The 17145-nt window shown below is 67.9% G+C and carries 18 protein-coding genes; 10 read left to right on the forward strand and 8 right to left on the reverse strand.

Going from position 1 to position 17145, the window contains the following annotated elements; translation table 11 throughout:
* The first annotated feature begins 98 nt into the window (after positions 1–98).
* The 8 genes from argS to ACLIJ1_RS22875 all read left to right on the forward strand — a co-directional run bounded on the left by argS (position 99) and on the right by ACLIJ1_RS22875 (position 8298).
* Positions 99–1772 (forward strand): arginine--tRNA ligase, encoded by a 1674-nt coding sequence (argS, locus tag ACLIJ1_RS22840; protein WP_411367870.1) that lies wholly within the window; start codon positions 99–101, stop codon positions 1770–1772.
* Positions 1773–1785: 13 nt separating this feature from the next.
* Positions 1786–2484 (forward strand): SPOR domain-containing protein, encoded by a 699-nt coding sequence (locus ACLIJ1_RS22845; protein ID WP_411367871.1) that lies wholly within the window; start codon positions 1786–1788, stop codon positions 2482–2484.
* A 75-nt stretch (positions 2485–2559) separates the two neighbouring features.
* Positions 2560–3198 (forward strand): thiol:disulfide interchange protein DsbA/DsbL, encoded by a 639-nt coding sequence (locus tag ACLIJ1_RS22850; RefSeq protein WP_411367872.1) that lies wholly within the window; start codon positions 2560–2562, stop codon positions 3196–3198.
* A 138-nt stretch (positions 3199–3336) separates the two neighbouring features.
* Entirely contained in the window at positions 3337–3987 is a 651-nt protein-coding gene (lptA, locus tag ACLIJ1_RS22855) for a lipopolysaccharide transport periplasmic protein LptA (protein WP_411367873.1), read from the forward strand.
* Positions 3984–4766: an LPS export ABC transporter ATP-binding protein gene (gene lptB / locus ACLIJ1_RS22860; protein ID WP_411367874.1), complete on the forward strand. Its 783-nt coding sequence runs from the start codon at positions 3984–3986 to the stop codon at positions 4764–4766. The genes lptA and lptB overlap by 4 nt, the downstream gene beginning before the upstream one ends.
* Before the next feature lie 12 nt (positions 4767–4778).
* Positions 4779–6410 (forward strand): RNA polymerase factor sigma-54, encoded by a 1632-nt coding sequence (gene rpoN / locus ACLIJ1_RS22865; RefSeq protein WP_411367875.1) that lies wholly within the window; start codon positions 4779–4781, stop codon positions 6408–6410.
* A gap of 125 nt (positions 6411–6535) precedes the next feature.
* On the forward strand, positions 6536–7864 hold the full coding sequence (locus ACLIJ1_RS22870) for a THUMP domain-containing class I SAM-dependent RNA methyltransferase (RefSeq protein WP_411367876.1): 1329 nt from the start codon (positions 6536–6538) through the stop codon (positions 7862–7864).
* The gene (locus ACLIJ1_RS22875; protein ID WP_411367877.1) at positions 7861–8298 is read left to right on the forward strand and encodes a putative toxin-antitoxin system toxin component, PIN family; all 438 of its coding nucleotides are present in this window, start codon (positions 7861–7863) and stop codon (positions 8296–8298) included. The genes ACLIJ1_RS22870 and ACLIJ1_RS22875 overlap by 4 nt, the downstream gene beginning before the upstream one ends.
* Here the strand turns inward: ACLIJ1_RS22875 and ACLIJ1_RS22880 are convergent.
* Both ACLIJ1_RS22880 and ACLIJ1_RS22885 read right to left on the reverse strand, forming a co-directional pair.
* Positions 8261–8866, reverse strand: coding sequence for a class I SAM-dependent methyltransferase (locus ACLIJ1_RS22880; protein ID WP_411367878.1), 606 nt, complete (start codon positions 8864–8866; stop codon positions 8261–8263). The two genes, ACLIJ1_RS22875 and ACLIJ1_RS22880, sit on opposite strands and share 38 nt — an antisense overlap.
* A gap of 38 nt (positions 8867–8904) precedes the next feature.
* Positions 8905–10524 (reverse strand): FMN-binding glutamate synthase family protein, encoded by a 1620-nt coding sequence (locus ACLIJ1_RS22885; protein ID WP_411367879.1) that lies wholly within the window; start codon positions 10522–10524, stop codon positions 8905–8907.
* A 62-nt stretch (positions 10525–10586) separates the two neighbouring features.
* Between ACLIJ1_RS22885 and ACLIJ1_RS22890 the strand changes: the two genes are divergently transcribed.
* Complete coding sequence (locus ACLIJ1_RS22890; protein ID WP_411367880.1) at positions 10587–11366, forward strand: UPF0149 family protein; 780 nt, start codon at positions 10587–10589, stop codon at positions 11364–11366.
* A 19-nt stretch (positions 11367–11385) separates the two neighbouring features.
* Here the strand turns inward: ACLIJ1_RS22890 and ACLIJ1_RS22895 are convergent, their stop codons facing one another.
* The 3 genes from ACLIJ1_RS22895 to ACLIJ1_RS22905 all read right to left on the reverse strand — a co-directional run bounded on the left by ACLIJ1_RS22895 (position 11386) and on the right by ACLIJ1_RS22905 (position 14106).
* Positions 11386–11868 (reverse strand): hypothetical protein, encoded by a 483-nt coding sequence (locus ACLIJ1_RS22895; protein ID WP_411367881.1) that lies wholly within the window; start codon positions 11866–11868, stop codon positions 11386–11388.
* A 186-nt stretch (positions 11869–12054) separates the two neighbouring features.
* Positions 12055–13212, reverse strand: coding sequence for a DNA alkylation repair protein (locus ACLIJ1_RS22900; RefSeq protein ID WP_411367882.1), 1158 nt, complete (start codon positions 13210–13212; stop codon positions 12055–12057).
* 12 nt (positions 13213–13224) lie between these two features.
* Positions 13225–14106 (reverse strand): LysR family transcriptional regulator, encoded by an 882-nt coding sequence (locus tag ACLIJ1_RS22905; protein ID WP_411367883.1) that lies wholly within the window; start codon positions 14104–14106, stop codon positions 13225–13227.
* A 71-nt stretch (positions 14107–14177) separates the two neighbouring features.
* Between ACLIJ1_RS22905 and ACLIJ1_RS22910 the strand changes: the two genes are divergently transcribed.
* Entirely contained in the window at positions 14178–15143 is a 966-nt protein-coding gene (locus ACLIJ1_RS22910; protein ID WP_411367884.1) for an NAD-dependent epimerase/dehydratase family protein, read from the forward strand.
* Here the strand turns inward: ACLIJ1_RS22910 and ACLIJ1_RS22915 are convergent.
* Genes ACLIJ1_RS22915 through thiL form a run of 3 tightly spaced genes read right to left on the reverse strand, consistent with a single transcriptional unit; the run spans position 15132 to position 17145 of the window.
* Positions 15132–15620 (reverse strand): CinA family protein, encoded by a 489-nt coding sequence (locus ACLIJ1_RS22915; RefSeq protein ID WP_411367885.1) that lies wholly within the window; start codon positions 15618–15620, stop codon positions 15132–15134. The two genes, ACLIJ1_RS22910 and ACLIJ1_RS22915, sit on opposite strands and share 12 nt — an antisense overlap.
* A 3-nt stretch (positions 15621–15623) precedes the next feature.
* Positions 15624–16154: a phosphatidylglycerophosphatase A gene (locus ACLIJ1_RS22920; RefSeq protein WP_411367886.1), complete on the reverse strand. Its 531-nt coding sequence runs from the start codon at positions 16152–16154 to the stop codon at positions 15624–15626.
* 7 nt (positions 16155–16161) lie between these two features.
* Positions 16162–17145 (reverse strand): thiamine-phosphate kinase, encoded by a 984-nt coding sequence (gene thiL, locus ACLIJ1_RS22925; protein ID WP_411367887.1) that lies wholly within the window; start codon positions 17143–17145, stop codon positions 16162–16164.

Here is a 17145-nt window from a genome sequence, read left to right on the forward strand (position 1 = left end):
ACACCTTTTTTTCTTAAGGCTTTCTGACGGGGTGCCCCGGGTTTTCCAGAGCACCGTCTGACGGTGTCGGGTCGCCCGCCACCTAAAATCGCTGCCCTATGCTCAAGATCAAACAGGAACTGCTGGCCGGCCTCGCACAGGCGCTGGACCAGCTCTCGCCCGGCGCCGGCGACAAGGCCGCCTTCGAATCCCCCAAGGTGGCTGCCCACGGCGACTACGCCATCACGGCCGCCATGCAGCTGGCCAAGCCGCTCAAGCTCAATCCGCGCCAGGTCGGTGAATCGCTCAAGGCCGCACTGTTGGCCCTGCCGGTCTACCAGCAGTGGGTCGCCGACATCGAAATCGCTGGCCCTGGCTTCCTCAATCTGCGCCTCAAGCCAGCAGCCAAGCAGGCCATCGTGACCGAGGTGCTGCAGGCCGGTGACAGCTTCGGCGTGCAGCCATCCAACGGCCAGCGCCTCATGGTCGAGTTCGTGTCCGCCAACCCCACCGGTCCGCTGCACGTGGGTCACGGCCGCCAGGCCGCACTGGGCGACGCGATCTGCAGCCTCTACAGCACCCAGGGCTGGAACGTCCACCGCGAGTTCTATTACAACGACGCGGGCGTACAGATCGGGACATTGGCCACCAGCACGCAGCTGCGTGCCAAGGGCTTCAAGCCTGGCGACGCCGAGTGGCCCGAAGCCGCCTACAACGGCGACTACATCCAGGACATCGCCAACGACTTCCTGGCGAAGAAGACTGTGCACGCCGACGACCGCGAGTTCACCGCCAGCGGCGACGTGAACGACCTCGACAGCATCCGCCAGTTCGCCGTGGCCTACCTGCGCCACGAACAGGACCTGGACCTGCAGGCCTTCCAGGTGAAGTTTGACCACTATTACCTCGAATCCAGCCTCTACACCAGCGGCCGCGTAGAGGCCACGGTGAAGAAGCTGGTGGACGCCGGCAAGACCTACGAGCAGGACGGCGCGCTGTGGCTCAAGTCCACCGACTACGGCGACGACAAGGACCGCGTCATGCGCAAGGGCGACGGTTCGTACACCTACTTCGTGCCCGATGTGGCCTACCACATCAGCAAGTGGGAACGGGGCTTCACCAAGGTCATCAACATCCAGGGCACCGACCACCACGGAACGATTGCGCGCGTACGCGCCGGCCTGCAGGCCGCGGGCGTGGGCATTCCCCAGGGCTACCCCGACTACGTGCTGCACACCATGGTGCGTGTGGTGCGCGGTGGCGAGGAGGTGAAGATCAGCAAGCGCGCCGGCAGCTACGTGACCCTGCGCGACCTGATCGAGTGGACCAGCAAGGACGCGGTGCGCTTCTTCCTGCTCAGCCGCAAGCCCGACACCGAATACACCTTCGACGTCGACCTCGCGGTGCAGAAGAACAACGACAACCCGGTCTACTACGTGCAGTACGCCCACGCGCGCATCTGCTCGGTGCTGGCCGCCTGGGGCGGTGACGTGGCCTCGCTGGCCGGTGTCGACCTCTCCCCGCTGGACACGCCGGCTGCGCAGTCGCTGATGCTGCTGCTGGCCAGGTACCCGGCCATGCTGACCTCGGCGGCCAACGACTTCGCGCCGCACGACGTGACCTTCTACCTGCGCGAACTGGCCGCGGCTTACCACAGCTACTACGACGCCGAGCGCATCCTGGTGGACGACGAAAAGGTCAAGCTGGCGCGCCTGGCCCTTGTCCGGGCAACCGCGCAGGTGTTGCACAATGGCCTGGCTGTGCTGGGCGTGAGTGCCCCGCAGAAGATGTGAGAACCCTCGATCCATGAACACTCGTTTCCCGCAGGCCCACGGACAGCGTGGCGGAACCCTGGTCGGCTTCGTCGTCGGCCTGCTCATCGGTCTGGGGCTTGCCCTGTCGGTGGCGGTGTACGTGACCCGTGTGCCGGTGCCGTTCGTGGACCGGGGCGTGACGCGCAAGCCCGCCGAAGACGCGGCCGAGGCCGAGCGCAACAAAGGCTGGAACCCGAACGCCGGGCTGGTCAACAAGGCGCCGCCGCTGCCCACGCCGCCAGCCCCCGAGGTACCGGTTGGAACCGACGCGGCTTCCACCAAGGACGCCAAGGACAACAAGGACAACAAGGACAACAAGGACGCCGCTGCCAAACCCGACGCCAAGCCGGCCGACACCGCGGCCGCGAAGCCAGGCGCCGACCCGCTGGGCGATCTGGTGAAGGCCAAGACCGGTGCGGCGGGAGCCGATCCGGCGCCGGCGGCTGGCGCCGATCCGTTCAGCTATTTCGTGCAGGCTGGTGCGTTCAAGTCGGCCGAAGAGGCACAGGCGCAGAAAGCGCGCCTGGCGATGCTGGGCATGGAAGCGTCGATCACCGAGCGCGAACAGTCTGGCCGCCAGGTGTTCCGGGTGCGCATGGGACCTTTCAACCAGAAGGGCATGGCCGATGCAACGCGCGAGCAGCTCGAAACCAACGGTGTCGAAGCCGCACTGGTGCGGGTGCAGCGCTGAACCCCGCGCCAGCCCCGGGGGAACTTTTCCCGGTCCGGCGAGCCTGAACCGGGTCATTTCAAGGAGTTTGAATCCATGCAACGTCGAGATTTTTCCCGTGGCCTGATGGTTGCCGGTGCCGCAGCGGCCACAGGGCTGGCCCTGTCGCCCGCCATGGCACAGCGGGTCGCCTTCAAGGAAGGCACGGACTACACCAGGCTGGCCAAGCCGGCCCCCACCGACAGCCCGGCAGGCCAGGTCGAGGTGGTCGAGTTTTTTGCCTACAGCTGCATCCACTGCTTCAATTTCGAGCCGGTGTTCAGCGATTGGATCAAGAAGCAGCCGGCGAATGTGACCGTGCGCCGCGTGCCGGTGGCCTTCAACCAGAACTTCGTGCCGATGCAGCGCCTTTACTTCACGCTCGAAGCCATGGGCCTGCTGGAGCAACTGCATGGCAAGGTATTCAAGGCATACCACGAAGAGCGCCTACCGCTGACCACGCCGCCGGCCATCCTGGCCTGGGTGGAAAAGCAGGGCGTCAACCGCGAAAAGTTCAGCGCCATTTACGACGGTGCGGCGGTCAAGTCGGCGCAGAAGGCCGTGGGCCTGCAGGACGCCTATCAGGTCGAGGGCACGCCCGCCCTGGGCATCGCCGGGCGTTTCTACATCCCGGGTCAGGGTCCCAAGACCCTCCTGGTGGCCGATTCGCTGATCGCTGAGGCCCGCAAGGGCTGACCGATCGGCCCGTTCGCATCGCACAAGGCCCGCTCCGAGCGGGCCTTGCCGTTTCCAGGCAGGAATCATCTCTTGTCAAGGGCACGAATTGCACTTGGCACCGCTACAATGAATGCAAGATCTGTGCCCCCAAAAGCCATGCACCAACACGTCAAACCCTCCCGCCCGATCGCCTGGTTGTTTGTTGCGGCCGTCGGCCTGCTGTCGCCCTGGGTGGCGCAGGCGGAAAAAGCCGACAAGGACAAGCCCATGAACGTGGAGGCCGATGCCCTGCGTTACGAAGAGAACCGCCAGACCAGCGTGTTCAACGGCAACGTGGTGCTGACCAAGGGCACGATCGTCATGCGCGGCTCCAAGCTGGACGTGCGCCAGGATGCCCAGGGCAACCAGCTCGGTCTGCTGGTGGGTACGCCCGCCACCCCCGGCTTCTTCCGCCAGAAGCGCGAAGGCCTGGACGAGTGGATCGAGGGCGAAGGCGACCGCATCGAATACGACAGCAAGGCCCAGACCGTGCTGTTCACTGGCCGCGCCGTGCTGCGCCGCTACCGCGGTACGCAGCTCAACGACCAGAGCGTGGGCAGCGAGATTCTCTACAACAGCCAGACCGAAGTGTTCACCGTCAAGGGCGGGGTTGACAGCAAGACAGCAGCCAACCCCTCCGGTCGCGTGCGCGCCATGCTGACGCCGATTCCCGAAGAGGAAAAGGCCGGCAAGACACCGCCTCCCCAGCAGCCGGCCGAGCCGGCCACGCTACGTCCAAGCGTCAAGATCACCGAGCCCAAGAAGTGACCGCAATTGCCGCCAGCCCACAGGGCGCTGTGGCGGGACAGAGCCGCCTGGAGGTCCATGGTCTGAAGAAGGCCTATGGCAGCCGCAAGGTGGTCAAGAACGTCTCGCTGTCCGTCGACAAGGGTGAGGTGGTCGGTCTGCTCGGCCCCAACGGCGCTGGCAAGACGACCTCTTTCTACATGATCGTCGGGTTGCTGCGTGCCGACGGCGGCCAGATCCTGCTCGACGGTGAGCGTATCGAATCCCTGCCGATTCACCGCCGCGCCCGTCTGGGTCTGGGTTATCTGCCGCAGGAAGCATCGATCTTCCGCAAGCTCACGGTCGAGCAAAACGTGCGCGCCGTCCTGGAACTGCAGCACAACGAGCAGGGCGAGCGGCTGTCGGAAGACGAAATCCGCAGCCGGCTCGACGAGCTGCTCAAGGACCTGCGGGTGGACCATCTGCGCCTTTCACCGGCGCCCGCGCTGTCTGGCGGTGAGCGCCGCCGGGTCGAGATCGCCCGTGCGCTGGCGACGCGTCCCCGTTTCATCCTGCTGGACGAGCCTTTTGCCGGCATCGACCCGATTGCGGTGCTGGAAATCCAGCACATCATCAGCTTCCTCAAGTCGCGCGGCATCGGTGTGCTGATCACCGACCACAACGTGCGCGAGACCCTGGGCATCTGCGACCACGCCTACATCATCAGCGATGGTCAGGTGCTGGCCAGCGGCACGTCCGCCGAGATCGTGGAGAACGCCGAAGTGCGCCGCGTCTATCTCGGCGAAAACTTCCGCATGTGATGCACTGAGCGGATGAAGCAAGGTCTCTCGCTGCGGGTTTCGCAGCATCTCGCCCTCACTCCCCAGCTGCAGCAATCGATCCGGCTGTTGCAGCTGTCCACGCTTGAAATGGCGCAGGAAGTCGAGCAGATGCTCGACGAGAACCCGTTCCTGGACCGCGGCGAAGAAACGGCCGAGCGCGAGGAATTTGGTGTCGACACGGTCGACGCGCCAGTAGTAGCGGCTGACCAACTGGCGGAGGCTGCGCAGCCTGCGCCGGAACCGCGCCTGCCGGAGGCCGACACCCGGACATCGACGACCGAATCGTCCGAGAGTGGCGCCGCTGACGAGGTCGAGAGCCGCCTCGACGGGGCCTCGCCCGTGGAAGAGAGCTGGGAAGGCGATGGCACGGTCGAGATGGCGCCCGACGACAGCGAGTGGGGCGGTGACGCGCCCGCGCGCAACAACAATGCCTCCGGCGGCGACGATGAAACCGCGACCGCGGCCGAACTGGCCCGCGAGCCGGTCAGCCTGCAGGACCATCTGCACGAGCAGGCGCGCTGCCTGCGGCTGTCCGACGAAGACGCCGCCGCCCTGTATTTCCTGATCGAGTCGCTCAACGACGACGGTTACCTCGAAGAAAGCCTGCACGACCTGGCGCGCGCCTGCTGGCGCCTGACGGCCTCGGCGCAGGTCCCGGCCGACACCGAGCCGCCGTTCGAAGAAGTTGAAGCCATCGAGCAGCGGCTGGGCACGGCGATGCAGTGGCTGCAGCAGATGGAACCCTCCGGCGTCGGTGCCCGCGATCTGGGCGAGTGCCTGCGGCTGCAGATCCTGGAATTGCGCAACACGCCCGCGGCCCGCGCGGCCCTGGCGATCTGCGAGCAGCCGCTGGAGCTGATCGCCAAACGCGACATCAAGCGCCTGTGCGCGACCACCGGCCAGGACGACGAGGCTGTGCGCTCCGGCCTGGCGCTGATTGCGCGGCTGGAACCCAAGCCAGGCCGGCGCTTTGTCGATGTCGAGCGCAACGTCGTGGTGCCCGACGTGATCGTCACGCGCGCCGGCCGCGGCTTCAAGGTCACGCTCAACGCCGAGGTCATGCCGCGCCTGCGGGTGCACGATGTGTACGCCAACGCCATGCGTGGCCGCGGTCGCGATGGCGGCGGCGAAGCGGGCCACGCGGCCATGCAGCAGCGCCTGCAGGAAGCGCGCTGGTTCATCAAGAACATCCAGCAGCGCTTCGACACCATCCTGCGCGTCTCCAGCGCCATCGTCGAACGCCAGCGCAACTTCTTCATGCACGGCGAACTCGCCATGCGACCGCTGGTGCTGCGCGAGATCGCCGACGAGCTGGGACTGCACGAATCGACCATCAGCCGTGTGACCACCGCCAAGTACATGGCCACGCCGTTCGGCACCTACGAGCTCAAGTATTTCTTCGGCTCGTCGCTTGGCACCGAGACCGGCGGCAACGCGTCGAGCACGGCCGTGCGCGCCCTGCTCAAGCAGTTCATCGCGTCCGAAGAGCCTTCCAAGCCTCTGTCGGACAACCAGCTCTCGGACTTGCTCAAGGAGCAGGGCATCGAGTGCGCGCGCCGCACGGTCGCGAAATACCGCGAGGCACTGCGCATCGCGCCCGCGAACCTTCGGAAAGCTTTGTAACCCCCTGCGCCGCTTCGCGTCACCCCCCAGGGGGCTGCACCAACGGCCCGGCAAAGCCGGTTCCGTGGTGCACGCTGGAAGGGGCTGTGCCAAACGTGCGGTGTTTGTTCGTTAGGTTTCCATTCATGAACCAGCTTCAACTCTTCCTCCCCTGCGCCGCTGGCGTGGAGGACTACCTGGCCGCCGAGGTCACGCGCATCACCGGCGCGACCGAGGTGCAGAAGTGGCGCGCGGGCGTGGCATTGGAGGCTTCGTGGCGCGATGCGCTCAAGCTCAACCTGCATTGCCGCCTGGCGCAGCGGGTGCTGGTGCAGCTCTGGCACGGCGGCTACCGCAGCGAGAACGACCTGTATGCCGCGGCCAGCGAGGTCGCCTGGGAAATCTGGTTCACGCCGCAGCAGACCATCAAGGTCGAGGTCACGGCCCAGCACAGTCCGCTCAAGAGCCTGAACTTCGCGGCACTGAAGATCAAGGACGCGGTCTGCGACCGATTCCGCGACCGGCGCGGCGAGCGGCCCAGCGTCAACACCACCTGGCCCGACGTGCGCCTCTATGCCCACCTGACCACCGACACGGTCAGCCTGTACATCGACACCTCGGGTGAGCCTCTGTTCAAGCGGGGATGGCGCGAGGACAAGGGCGACGCCCCGCTGAAGGAAACGCTGGCGGCGGCCATGATCGCGGCCACGGGCTGGAACGGCGCCGAGGCGGCCACCCTGGACGACATCGTGCCGCTGTACGACCCCTGCTGCGGCAGCGGCACGGTGGCGATCGAAGCGGCGCAGATCGCGTTGCACGTGGCGCCAGGCCTGCAGCGCCGCTTTGCCTTCGAGAAGCTGTTGCCGTTCCAGCCGCACGTCTGGCATGCACTGAAAGATGAGGCGGCAAAACAGCGCCGCGACTGGCCGGCCGGCCGCAAGCCCATCGTGTTTGGCAGCGATGTGGCGTTCCGCATGGTCGACTTTGCGCAGCGCAACGCCGAACGCGCGGGCGTGGCGTTTGCGATGGAGCTGCGCGGTGGCGACGCGTTGCAGCGCATGCCGCCGACGGACCAGCCCGGCGTGATGCTGCTGAATCCGCCGTACGGCGAGCGCATCGCGGCGGCCGGCGTGGCCGGTCAGAACGCGCAGGTGCGGGCGGCCGAACGCGGTGAACGTGCTCCGCGCACCTTCACCGTCGGCGCCAGGCCTGCGCCCGAGGCGGGTCTGGGCCGCGAGAGTGCGCAGATGGCCGATGGCAGCGACGGCAGCGATTTCTTCCAGCAGCTGGCGACGCACTGGAAAAGCCACTACGCCGGCTGGAGCGCCTGGCTGCTGACGCCCGACCTCAAGCTGCCGGGCAAGATGCGTTTCAAGGAGTCGCGCCGCGTGCCGCTGTGGAACGGGCCGATCGAGTGCCGCCTGTTCCGCTTCGACCTCATGGCGCGCCGCGCGCCCGCCGAGCCATCGGCATGAACGCCGTGCCGACGGTGCTGGTGCTCGACACCAACATCGTGCTCGACCTGTTCGTCTACGAGGACCCGGCGACGGTGCCGCTGCGCGAGTGGCTGGCCGATGCACAGTCCCGCTGGCTGGCCACGCCGGTCATGCGCGAGGAGCTGCGGCGCGTGCTGACTTATCCGCAGGTGGTCAAACGTCTGGAAGCCCGGCAACAGGACGCCGAGGCGGTGCTGGCAGCGTTCGATGGGCGCGCGCAGATCGTGGACGTCGCGCCCAAGGCGCCCTACACCTGCAAGGACCCCGACGACCAGCAGTTCATCGACCTCGCCGTGGCGCACACCGCGACGCTGCTGAGCAAGGACAAGGCCGTGCTCTGCATGGGCAAGCGACTGGCGCGGCTGGGAGCGACGGTCAGCCGGCAGTGGCCGCCTGCCGCCCAGGCAGGTTGAGCTTCTGCGCCATCGCCTGGGACGGCGGCTGCTTGAAGGCGTAGGCCTGCACTTCCAGCTGTCCCGTGCCGGTGAACACGATCGGGAAGCCGTTGGCGCGCAGGATCTTGATCAGCGAGGACTTGGTGAAGCCGGTCTTGTGGGCGTAGTAGGGGTTGCCGCTGCGTTCGATCTCGACACCGTAGCCATACATCACGTCGCGCACCATGATCGGCCCGGCGGGCGACTGGTAGAGCACGTCGTCGATGTCCAGCTTGCGCTCGACCACGGTCGCCATCAGTTCCTGCATGTCGGGCACGCGGATGAAGGCAAATCCGTCGGGCTTGAGCACGTGGGCGAAGCCCTTGAGGACCTGTTGCGCCTCGTGGTGGAAGTAGTGCTCCAGGTTGTGCGAGCAGTAGACCGAGTCGTAGGTGGCTGCAGGCAATGTCTCCAGGGTGCGGGCGTCGCACACCACGTCGGGGTTGCCGCGCGGATCAATGTCCAGCAGGACGTGCTCCCAGTGTGCATAGAAAGGGGGGACGGGGATCTTCTTGCTGTTGCCGCCGACGTTCAGGAATTTGGGCACGTGTTTCTCCGTGGATGTCTTTGAAAGGAATGGCCGGCTCAGGCCGGCGCGAACTGTTCGGCGCGGGCGCGTGGCCAGTAGGTGGTGAACACCGGGTGCTGGCCCTGCAGGTCGCCGAGCAGGGTGCCCGGCGCGGTGGTCGGCAACAGGTTGGCCAACAGCCGCACCTCGTTTTCGTTGACCCGCCGCACGATGTGGTGCGCGCTGATCTCGCCCGGATGTTGCAGACCGGCCGCCTGCACCAGCTCCTGCAGCGCCTTGAGCGTGTTCTGGTGGAAGTGCAGCACGCGCGTGGCTTTGTCGGGCACCACCAGGGCCTGCTGGCGCACCGGGTCCTGAGTGGTGACGCCGGTCGGGCACTGGCCGGTGTGGCAGGTCTGGGCCTGGATGCAGCCCAGCGCAAACATGAAGCCGCGCGCGCTGTTGCACCAGTCGGCGCCGATTGCCATGGCGCGCGCGATGTCGAAGGCGCTCACGATCTTGCCGGAGGCGCCGACCTTGATGCGGTCGCGCAGGTTCACGCCCACCAGCGTGTTGTGCACCAGGCGCAGGCCTTCCTGCAGCGGCGCGCCGACGTGGTCGGTGAATTCCAGCGGCGCGGCGCCTGTGCCACCTTCGGCACCGTCGACGACGATGAAGTCGGGCGTGATGCCGGTCTGCAGCATGGCCTTGACCAGCGCGAACCATTCCCAGGGGTGACCGATGCAGAGCTTGAAGCCGGTCGGTTTGCCGCCCGAGAGTTCGCGCAGGTGGGCGATGAAGCGCAGCATTTCGATCGGCGTCGAAAAGGCGCTGTGGGCGGCGGGCGAGACACAGTCCTGCCCGACCGACACGCCGCGCGCAGCCGCGATCTCGGGCGTGACCTTGGGTCCGGGCAGCACACCGCCGTGGCCCGGTTTGGCGCCCTGACTGAGCTTGAGCTCGATCATCTTCACCTGTGGGTCCAGCGCGTTGGCCTTGAAGCGGTCGGCGTTGAAGCGGCCGTGTTCGTCGCGACAGCCGAAGTAACCCGAGCCGATTTCCCAGACCAGGTCGCCACCGTGGAGCCGGTGCCAGCTGCTGATCGAACCTTCGCCGGTGTCGTGGGCGAAGCGGCCCTGTTTCGCGCCGCTGTTGAGCGCCTGGATGGCGTTGGCCGAGAGCGCACCGAAGCTCATGGCCGAGATGTTGAACACGCTGGCTTCGTAAGCCTGCGCGCAGTCGGGACCACCGATGGTCAGGCGGAAGTCGTGCGAGGCGACGTGCGTGGGCGCCAGCGAATGGTTGATCCACTCGTGCCCATCGGCCGTGACATCAAGCTGGGTCCCGAAGGGGCGTTTGTCGGTTTCGTCCTTGGCGCGCGCGTAGGCCAGGCTGCGCTGGCTGCGCGAGAAGGGCGTGGCCTCGGTGTCGCTTTCGATGAAGTACTGGCGCATCTCCGGCCGGATCTTCTCCAGCATGAAACGCAGGTGGCCGATGACCGGGTAGTTGCGCAGGATGGCGCTCTTGGTCTGGCGCAGGTCCCAGGCGCCCAGCACCGCCAGGCCGGTGAAGACCAGAAACCAGAATCCACCGATGCCGAAGCCGACCAGGGTGAAGAGGCTCAGCAGGGCGCACAGCACGCACAGCGCTAGCGCGGTGTACCGCACGGGATAGATGGCGTTCAGTCGGTCAAGCATGGCGGTTTCCCAGGGTGGCGCGGCTACACTGGCCCGCATCTTAAGACCCGCCCCGCCTTCCCATGACCACCGAAACCCTGCCCCCGATGGACAACGCCGAATTTGACACGCTGGAGGCCATCCTTGATGACCTGCGCGAGCGCGACGATGAAGTGCCGCAATGGGAGTTCTGCGAGGGTGCCATTGCGGCCCTGCTGTGCACGCGCCGCCCGGTGTCTGCCGACGAGGCACTGCCGGTGGTGGTGGGCGTCGGAGACGAGGAAAACGATCTGGCGTTCGCCGACGCGGCGCAGGAATCGCAGTTCAAGGCGCTGTGGGACCGCCGCTGGAACGAGGTGGCCGCGTCGCTGGCCGCGCCGGTCGAGACCCTGGACGACGAGCGCGCCTACCACCCCGAGGTGATGGACGTGCGCGGCGCGGTGGCCATGCTGCCCGAGGCCGAGCGCGCCGAGATGGCCGGGCAGGCCCTGCCGGCGTTCGGCCAGGTCTGGGCGCTGGGCTTCATGTTCGTGGTCGAAAACTGGGACGAGGACTGGACCCCGCCGCGCGACGGCGAAACCGCGACCTGGATCGACGAGGCGCTGGACGCCATCGTGGTGCTGACCGAGGACGACACCGGCCAGCCCGAGTTCAACATGCACGCCGAAGAAGGCCCGCCCAGCGTGAGCGACGCGCGCGCCAACGCCTTCGGTTCGGCGATCTGGGCGGTCTATGACCTGCACCAGATCTGGAAGAGTCTGGGCCCGCGTGTGGACCCGGTGCGCAAGGCGGCCGAGCCAGGCCGCAACGATCCCTGCCCCTGCGGCAGCGGGAAGAAATACAAGAAATGCCACGGGGCATAAGACGCCTCCGGGGGATGTTCTAGCTGCGTTGCATCCGGCGCAGCATGTCGAGAATGCGGGCGCGGCTGCGTTCGAATTCGGTGTTGAGCAGGGTGCTGGCCAGGTCCATGCGGTGGTTGCGCGCGTGGTCGAGCGCCTGCCGGCCCAGTGCATGAAAGCGCAGGTGTTCCTGCTGCAGTTCGACGAAATGCGGGTGCTCTCCGACCGGGCGCTGCGCCATGCGCGCCAGCCACTGGCCCAGGGCACTGTCGGCGGCGCCGGGGAGCGGCGTCTGGTGTTGCGCCTGCGCGCCATCGACCGACAGATGCTCGTTGAACAGCACGCACCACTCCAGGTGATGGATGATGGCCGCCTGCAGCTCCAGCCGGTCGATCGGCGGCATCGGACGCGGCTCTGCCGCAGCGCCGCCGGTCACCGGCGGCTTGGTCAGCGTGTTGTCTGGCGCCGCAGGGGCGCGCGAACGCGACCAGGGCAGTCGATCCAGAAGTCGTTGCAGATTCATGGCGGATGCGGCGCACGCCGGGCGAAGAGGGCTGGCGGCGGATAGGGCAATCAGCTTAGGGCTGAACCGCGGCCCCGGCCTTGAACTGCTTCAAATGAATTACTTTCCTGGGGCTTGCTCCCGTCGGATGTGCAGTCCTGCATCAAAAGTGTGCGGTAGATCACACTTATTTGGCGACTTTCCGAGTCAGGCCAGGAGGTCGAACGCACTGCTGGCGCACATGCGGCCGTTGATCTGGATGTCGATCCGGTGCTCGCCAGGGTAGAGCGTGCGGGTGGTGACCGGGCGCAGGCTGTGGGTCTTGGCGAGCGTGGCGGTGTCACCCGCTGCCAGCGTGGTCTTCCAGCCCTTGAAGACCTTGGGGCTGGTGCGGCCGTTGGCCCGTTGGTGATGCACCACATAGTCGATCACCAGCGTTTGCGGGCGGGCGCTGTTGGAGCGCAGCTGCAGCGTGAGGCCAATCGCATCGCCCACGTTCGCCCGGCCAGCCGACAGCGCAAGGCTGGCCTGGCCTTCAAAGCCGTGCGCAAGGTCCCAGGCCGACAGGGTGGGTGCATGGCCCTGCTTGATCAGGCCCCGGCTGGCGTGGCGCAGCAGCGACACCCGCTGGGCGCCCGCGCCTTGCCGGTGCTCCTGCACCCAGGCGGCGACCAGATCGGGGTGGTCCTTGGCGATGTCGTTGAGGTGGTTGGCGACGCTGCGCCGCACATAGGCGCTTGGATCGTCCTGCAGCGCGCGCAGCAGTGGCAGGGTGGGTGATGGGTTGGCGACCAGCGCCTGCAGACGCAGGCCCCAGGGCAGGCGGGGCCGCGAACCCTCGCTGACCAGTCGGCGCACATGGGCACTGGGGTCCTCCAGCCAGCGCTGCAGCACCGGGAAAACGGCGTCCGGTTGGCGCTGGATGAAGGGGCGGATCGCGAACTCGGCCGAGAAGCGCTGCGTCAGCGCGCGCAGACAGTCCAGCGCGCGCGGCACCTCGTCCATGCCGCGGCGGGCCACGAACTCGGCCAGCGACCAGACCACCCAGCCGCGCAGGCCGGCATCATCGTCGGCCTCGGTGTCGCCGCTGGCCAGCCCCACCGGCTCACCTTGCGCGTCCAGCGGCGTCGGCGGCGCGAGGCTGGCTTCGATGATCAGGGCCGCGCGGGGGAACTCCGAGGGCAGCGCGGCTTCCAGCGCGTCCGCCAGTTGCATGGCGCGCGCCTTGAATTCGAGCGCGTCGAGCCCGGTGGCGGCGTGCTGTACGAAGCGGCGGCGGTCGAAGCCGCTCCACACACGATGCAGGTGTCGCCCGGCCAGGTCGACCGTGCGGGCGTTGATGAGGTTCTTGAAGGCTTCGGCCATGGCGCGATCTTGTCAGAACAGGCCGGGCAGTTCGCGCGCCAGGGAGTCGTAGACCGCGCGCACCCGGCGCACACTGCGGATCTCGCGGTGCACCACCAGCCAGACCGGCAGCGCCGGCAGCGGCAGCTCGGGCAGCAGCGCCTGTACATCGGGGTCCTCACGCAGCATGTAGCGCGCCACGAAGCCGATGCCCATGCCGGCGCGCACCGCCGACCAGTAGGCAATCATGTCATCAGTGCGCAGCGCAATGCGGGTCGGATCCAGCGGGTGGCCCATGGCCGCGAAGCCGCGTTCGATCTCGCCGGTGCGGTCGTCGCCAACCAGCTCGTGTGTCAGCAGTTCGGCCGGTTCGTGCGGTGTGCCGTGCATGCGCAGGTAGTCGCGGTGGGCGCAAACGGTCAGTGCCACCTGGCCGATGCGTTTCGCGACCAGCGAGCCTTGCGTGGGCTTGACCATGCGCACGGCGATGTCGGCCTCGCGCCGCATCAGGTCGCTGATCGCGTTGCTGGAGACCAGCTCGATCTGCACCGCCGGCAGCACGCGCCGCAGACGCGTCAACACCGGCGGCAACAGCACGCAGGCGACCGGCTGGCTGGCCGAGATGCGCACCGTGCCCGACAGCGCCGTCTGGGACTGCTGCGCGCCGCGCACCAGCGACTGCGCGCCGGCTTCCATGGCCCGCGCCGCTTCGGCCAGCCGGCGGGCAGCGGCGGTGGGCACCAGTCCGCGCGGCGTGCGCTCGAACAGCGGCGTGCCCAGCTGTGCTTCGAGCTGCGCAATGTGGCGGCCCACGGTAGGCTGGCTGATGCCCAGCTCGCGCGCGGCGCCCAGCAGGCTGCCCCGGGCGTGGGCGGCGAGGAAAGAAGGAATCAGTGCCCAGTTGAAATCGGACATATTCAGAAATGCATAGCAGGACTGCACATCCGGCGATTGTGCCGCCGGCCATGCCGCCACACAATGACCGCATGTCCACACACCACTCTTCTTCGTCCGCGCCAGGCAGCGGCGACCTTCACACCGTGCTCGGCGCCGGCGGCGTCATCGCCCGCGAACTCACCGCCTCGCTGCGGGCCCAGGGCGTGCGCGTGCGGCTGGCCAGCCGCCGTGCCCATCCGGCGCCGGAGGGTGTCGAGAGCACCACGGCCGACCTGCTCGATGCGAGCGCCGTTGACCGAGCCGTGGCGGGCAGCGCGGTGGTCCATCTGGTGGCCGGGCTGCGCTACGACACGGCGGTCTGGCAAGCGGAATGGCCGCGGGTGATGGCGAACACCATCGAAGCCTGTCTGCGCCACGGCGCGCGGCTGGTGTTCTTAGACAACGTCTACGCCTATGGCCGGGTCCAGGGGCCGATGACCGAAGACACACCCTTCAACCCCTGCAGCCGCAAGGGCGAAGTGCGCGCCGCCATCGCCACCACGCTGCTGGACGCCGTGCGCCGCAACGGCCTGACCGCGCAGATCGCCCGATCGGCCGACTTCTACGGTCCGGGCGCGACCAACAGCCTGATCGAGTCGGTGGTGGTGTCGCGGTTGCAGGTCGGCAAGACACCGCAATGGGTGGGCAATCCGCGTGCCGTGCACACCTTCACGTACACGCCCGACGCGGGCGCCGCGCTGGCCCGGCTGGCGCTGGAGCCGTCGGCCTGGGGCCAGACCTGGCACCTGCCGACCTCGGCCGAGGCCATGACTGGCGAACAGCTGGTGCGGCTGGCCAATGAACTGGCCGGGCGACCGCACCGCATGCAGGTGGCGCCGCGCTGGCTGCTGCGGGTGATGGGCTGGTTCGTGCCCATCCTGCGCGAGAACGACGAAATGATGTACCAGTTCGAGCACGACTACCGCTTCGACAGCCGCAAGATCGAACGCGCCTTCGGCCTGCGCGCGACGGACTACCGCGAGGGCCTGCAGCGCACGCTGGCTTCAGTGGGCTGAGACGATCCGCTGCAGCAAGCCGGCCAGTGCATGGGCGACGGTGGCCTGGCGGACGGCCGCGCGGTCGCCGTCGAAACGCTGGTGTTCGGTGTAGACGCCCTGCGGCGTGGCCCAGCCGAACCAGACCGTGCCGACCGGTTTGTCGGCGCTGCCACCCGTGGGACCTGCGATGCCGGTCACCGCCAGCGACCAGTGGGCGTGCGCATTGGCGACGGCGCCGGTCGCCATCGCGCGCGCCACCGCTTCGCTGACCGCGCCGTGGTCATGGATCAGCGCCGCCGGCACACCCAGCAGCTCGCTCTTGGCGTCGTTGGAGTAGGTCACGAAGCCGCGCTCGAACCAGTCGCTGGACCCGCTGATTTCGGTGCAGGCACCAGCGATCAGGCCACCGGTGCAGCTCTCGGCCGTCGCCATCATCTGGCCGCGGGCCTTGAGCGCGTCGGCCAGTTGCCGTACCAGGGTGTCGACGGTGGCCATGGGTCAGTACCTCCAGACAGCGATGACCAGCAGCGTGCACAGCGCGGCCGCGAAGTCGTCCAGCAGGATGCCGAAGCCGCCACGTGGCCCGAAACCCTTGAAGGTCTTGTCGGCCCAGGCCATCGGCCCGACCTTGACCGCATCGAACAGTCGGAACAGCGCAAAGGCGCCGAGCTGGCCCCAGAAACCGGCGGGCGTGACCAGCCAGAGCACCAGCCAGAAGGCGACCACCTCGTCCCAGACGATGTGGCCGGAGTCGGCAATGCGCATGTGCTGCGCGGTGACGGTGCAAGCCCACCATCCGGCTAGGGTGGAGAGGGCGATCAGCGCGCCCCAGCGCAGGTCGCTCATGTGCGGCTGCAGGATGACGAACGCCGCCCAGGCCCAGAGCGTGCCGACCGTGCCGGGTGCGCCGCGCGACAGGCCCGAGCCGGCGCCCAGCGCGATGAAGTGCGCGGGATGGGCCAGCAGGAATTTCAGCGTGGGTCGCAGCACCACCGGTGGCGTTGCGTCGGCGGTCAGGGTCTCGGACATGGTCCGATTATGAAACCGGGGCAGAGCCTGTGGCGAAGTGGTCGAAGCCGCGGGCCTGCAGGGTTTGCGCACGGCCGTTGGGGCCGAGCAGGCGCAATCCGCCGCCATCGGTGATGCGGCCGACGCGCTGCACCGGTGTGCCGCTGGCCTGTGCCGCCCGTGACACAACCTCGCGGGCGTCGGTGGGCGCGGTGAACAGCAGCTCGTAGTCGTCGCCACCGTGCAGCAGGCATTCGAGCCGCTGTGCTTCGGGCAGGTCCTGCAGCGCTGGAGCGACCGGTAGCGCGTTCTGATCGATCTCGGCACCGACGCCGCTGGCCGCCAGGATGTGTCCAAGGTCGCCCGCCAGACCGTCGCTCAGGTCGAGCGCGGCGTGCGCGATCCCGGCCAGCGCGATGCCCAGCGCCAGCCGGGGCGTCGGGCGTTCCAGCCGCTGGCGGCAGAGGGCTTCGTCCGACCGGTCGGCCAGCGCCCAGGCCGTGCCGCGCAGGCGCTCCAGCGCCAGCCGCGCCTCACCGGTGCGGCCGCTGAGCCAGAGGTCGTCGCCGGCCCGGGCTGCGTCGCGCCGCAGCGCCTGGCCGGCGGTCACTTCTCCGAAGACCGTGATGCAGATGTTCAGCGGGCCGCGCGTGGTGTCGCCGCCGACTAGCGGGCAAGCGTGGGCGTCGGCCAGCGCGTGCAGGCCGCCGGAAAATCCGCGCAGCCACGCTTCGTCGGCTGCGGGCAGCGCAAGCGCCAGCGTGAAGCCCAGTGGTTGCGCGCCCATCGCGGCCAGGTCGCTCAGGTTGACTGCCAGCGACTTGTGGCCCAGGGCTTCGGGGTCGACGTCGGGGAAAAAGTGCCGCCCTTCGACCAGCATGTCGCTGGACACGGCGAGTTGCTGGCCGGGCGTGGTGCGCAGCAGGGCGCAATCGTCGCCGATGCCCAGTGCCACACCGGGGCCGCTCTGGCCGCGCACGAAGTGGCGGCGGATCAGTTCGAATTCGCCCAT

The organism is Hydrogenophaga sp. RWCD_12 (assembly GCF_046604225.1).
GTDB lineage: Bacteria > Pseudomonadota > Gammaproteobacteria > Burkholderiales > Burkholderiaceae_C > Hydrogenophaga.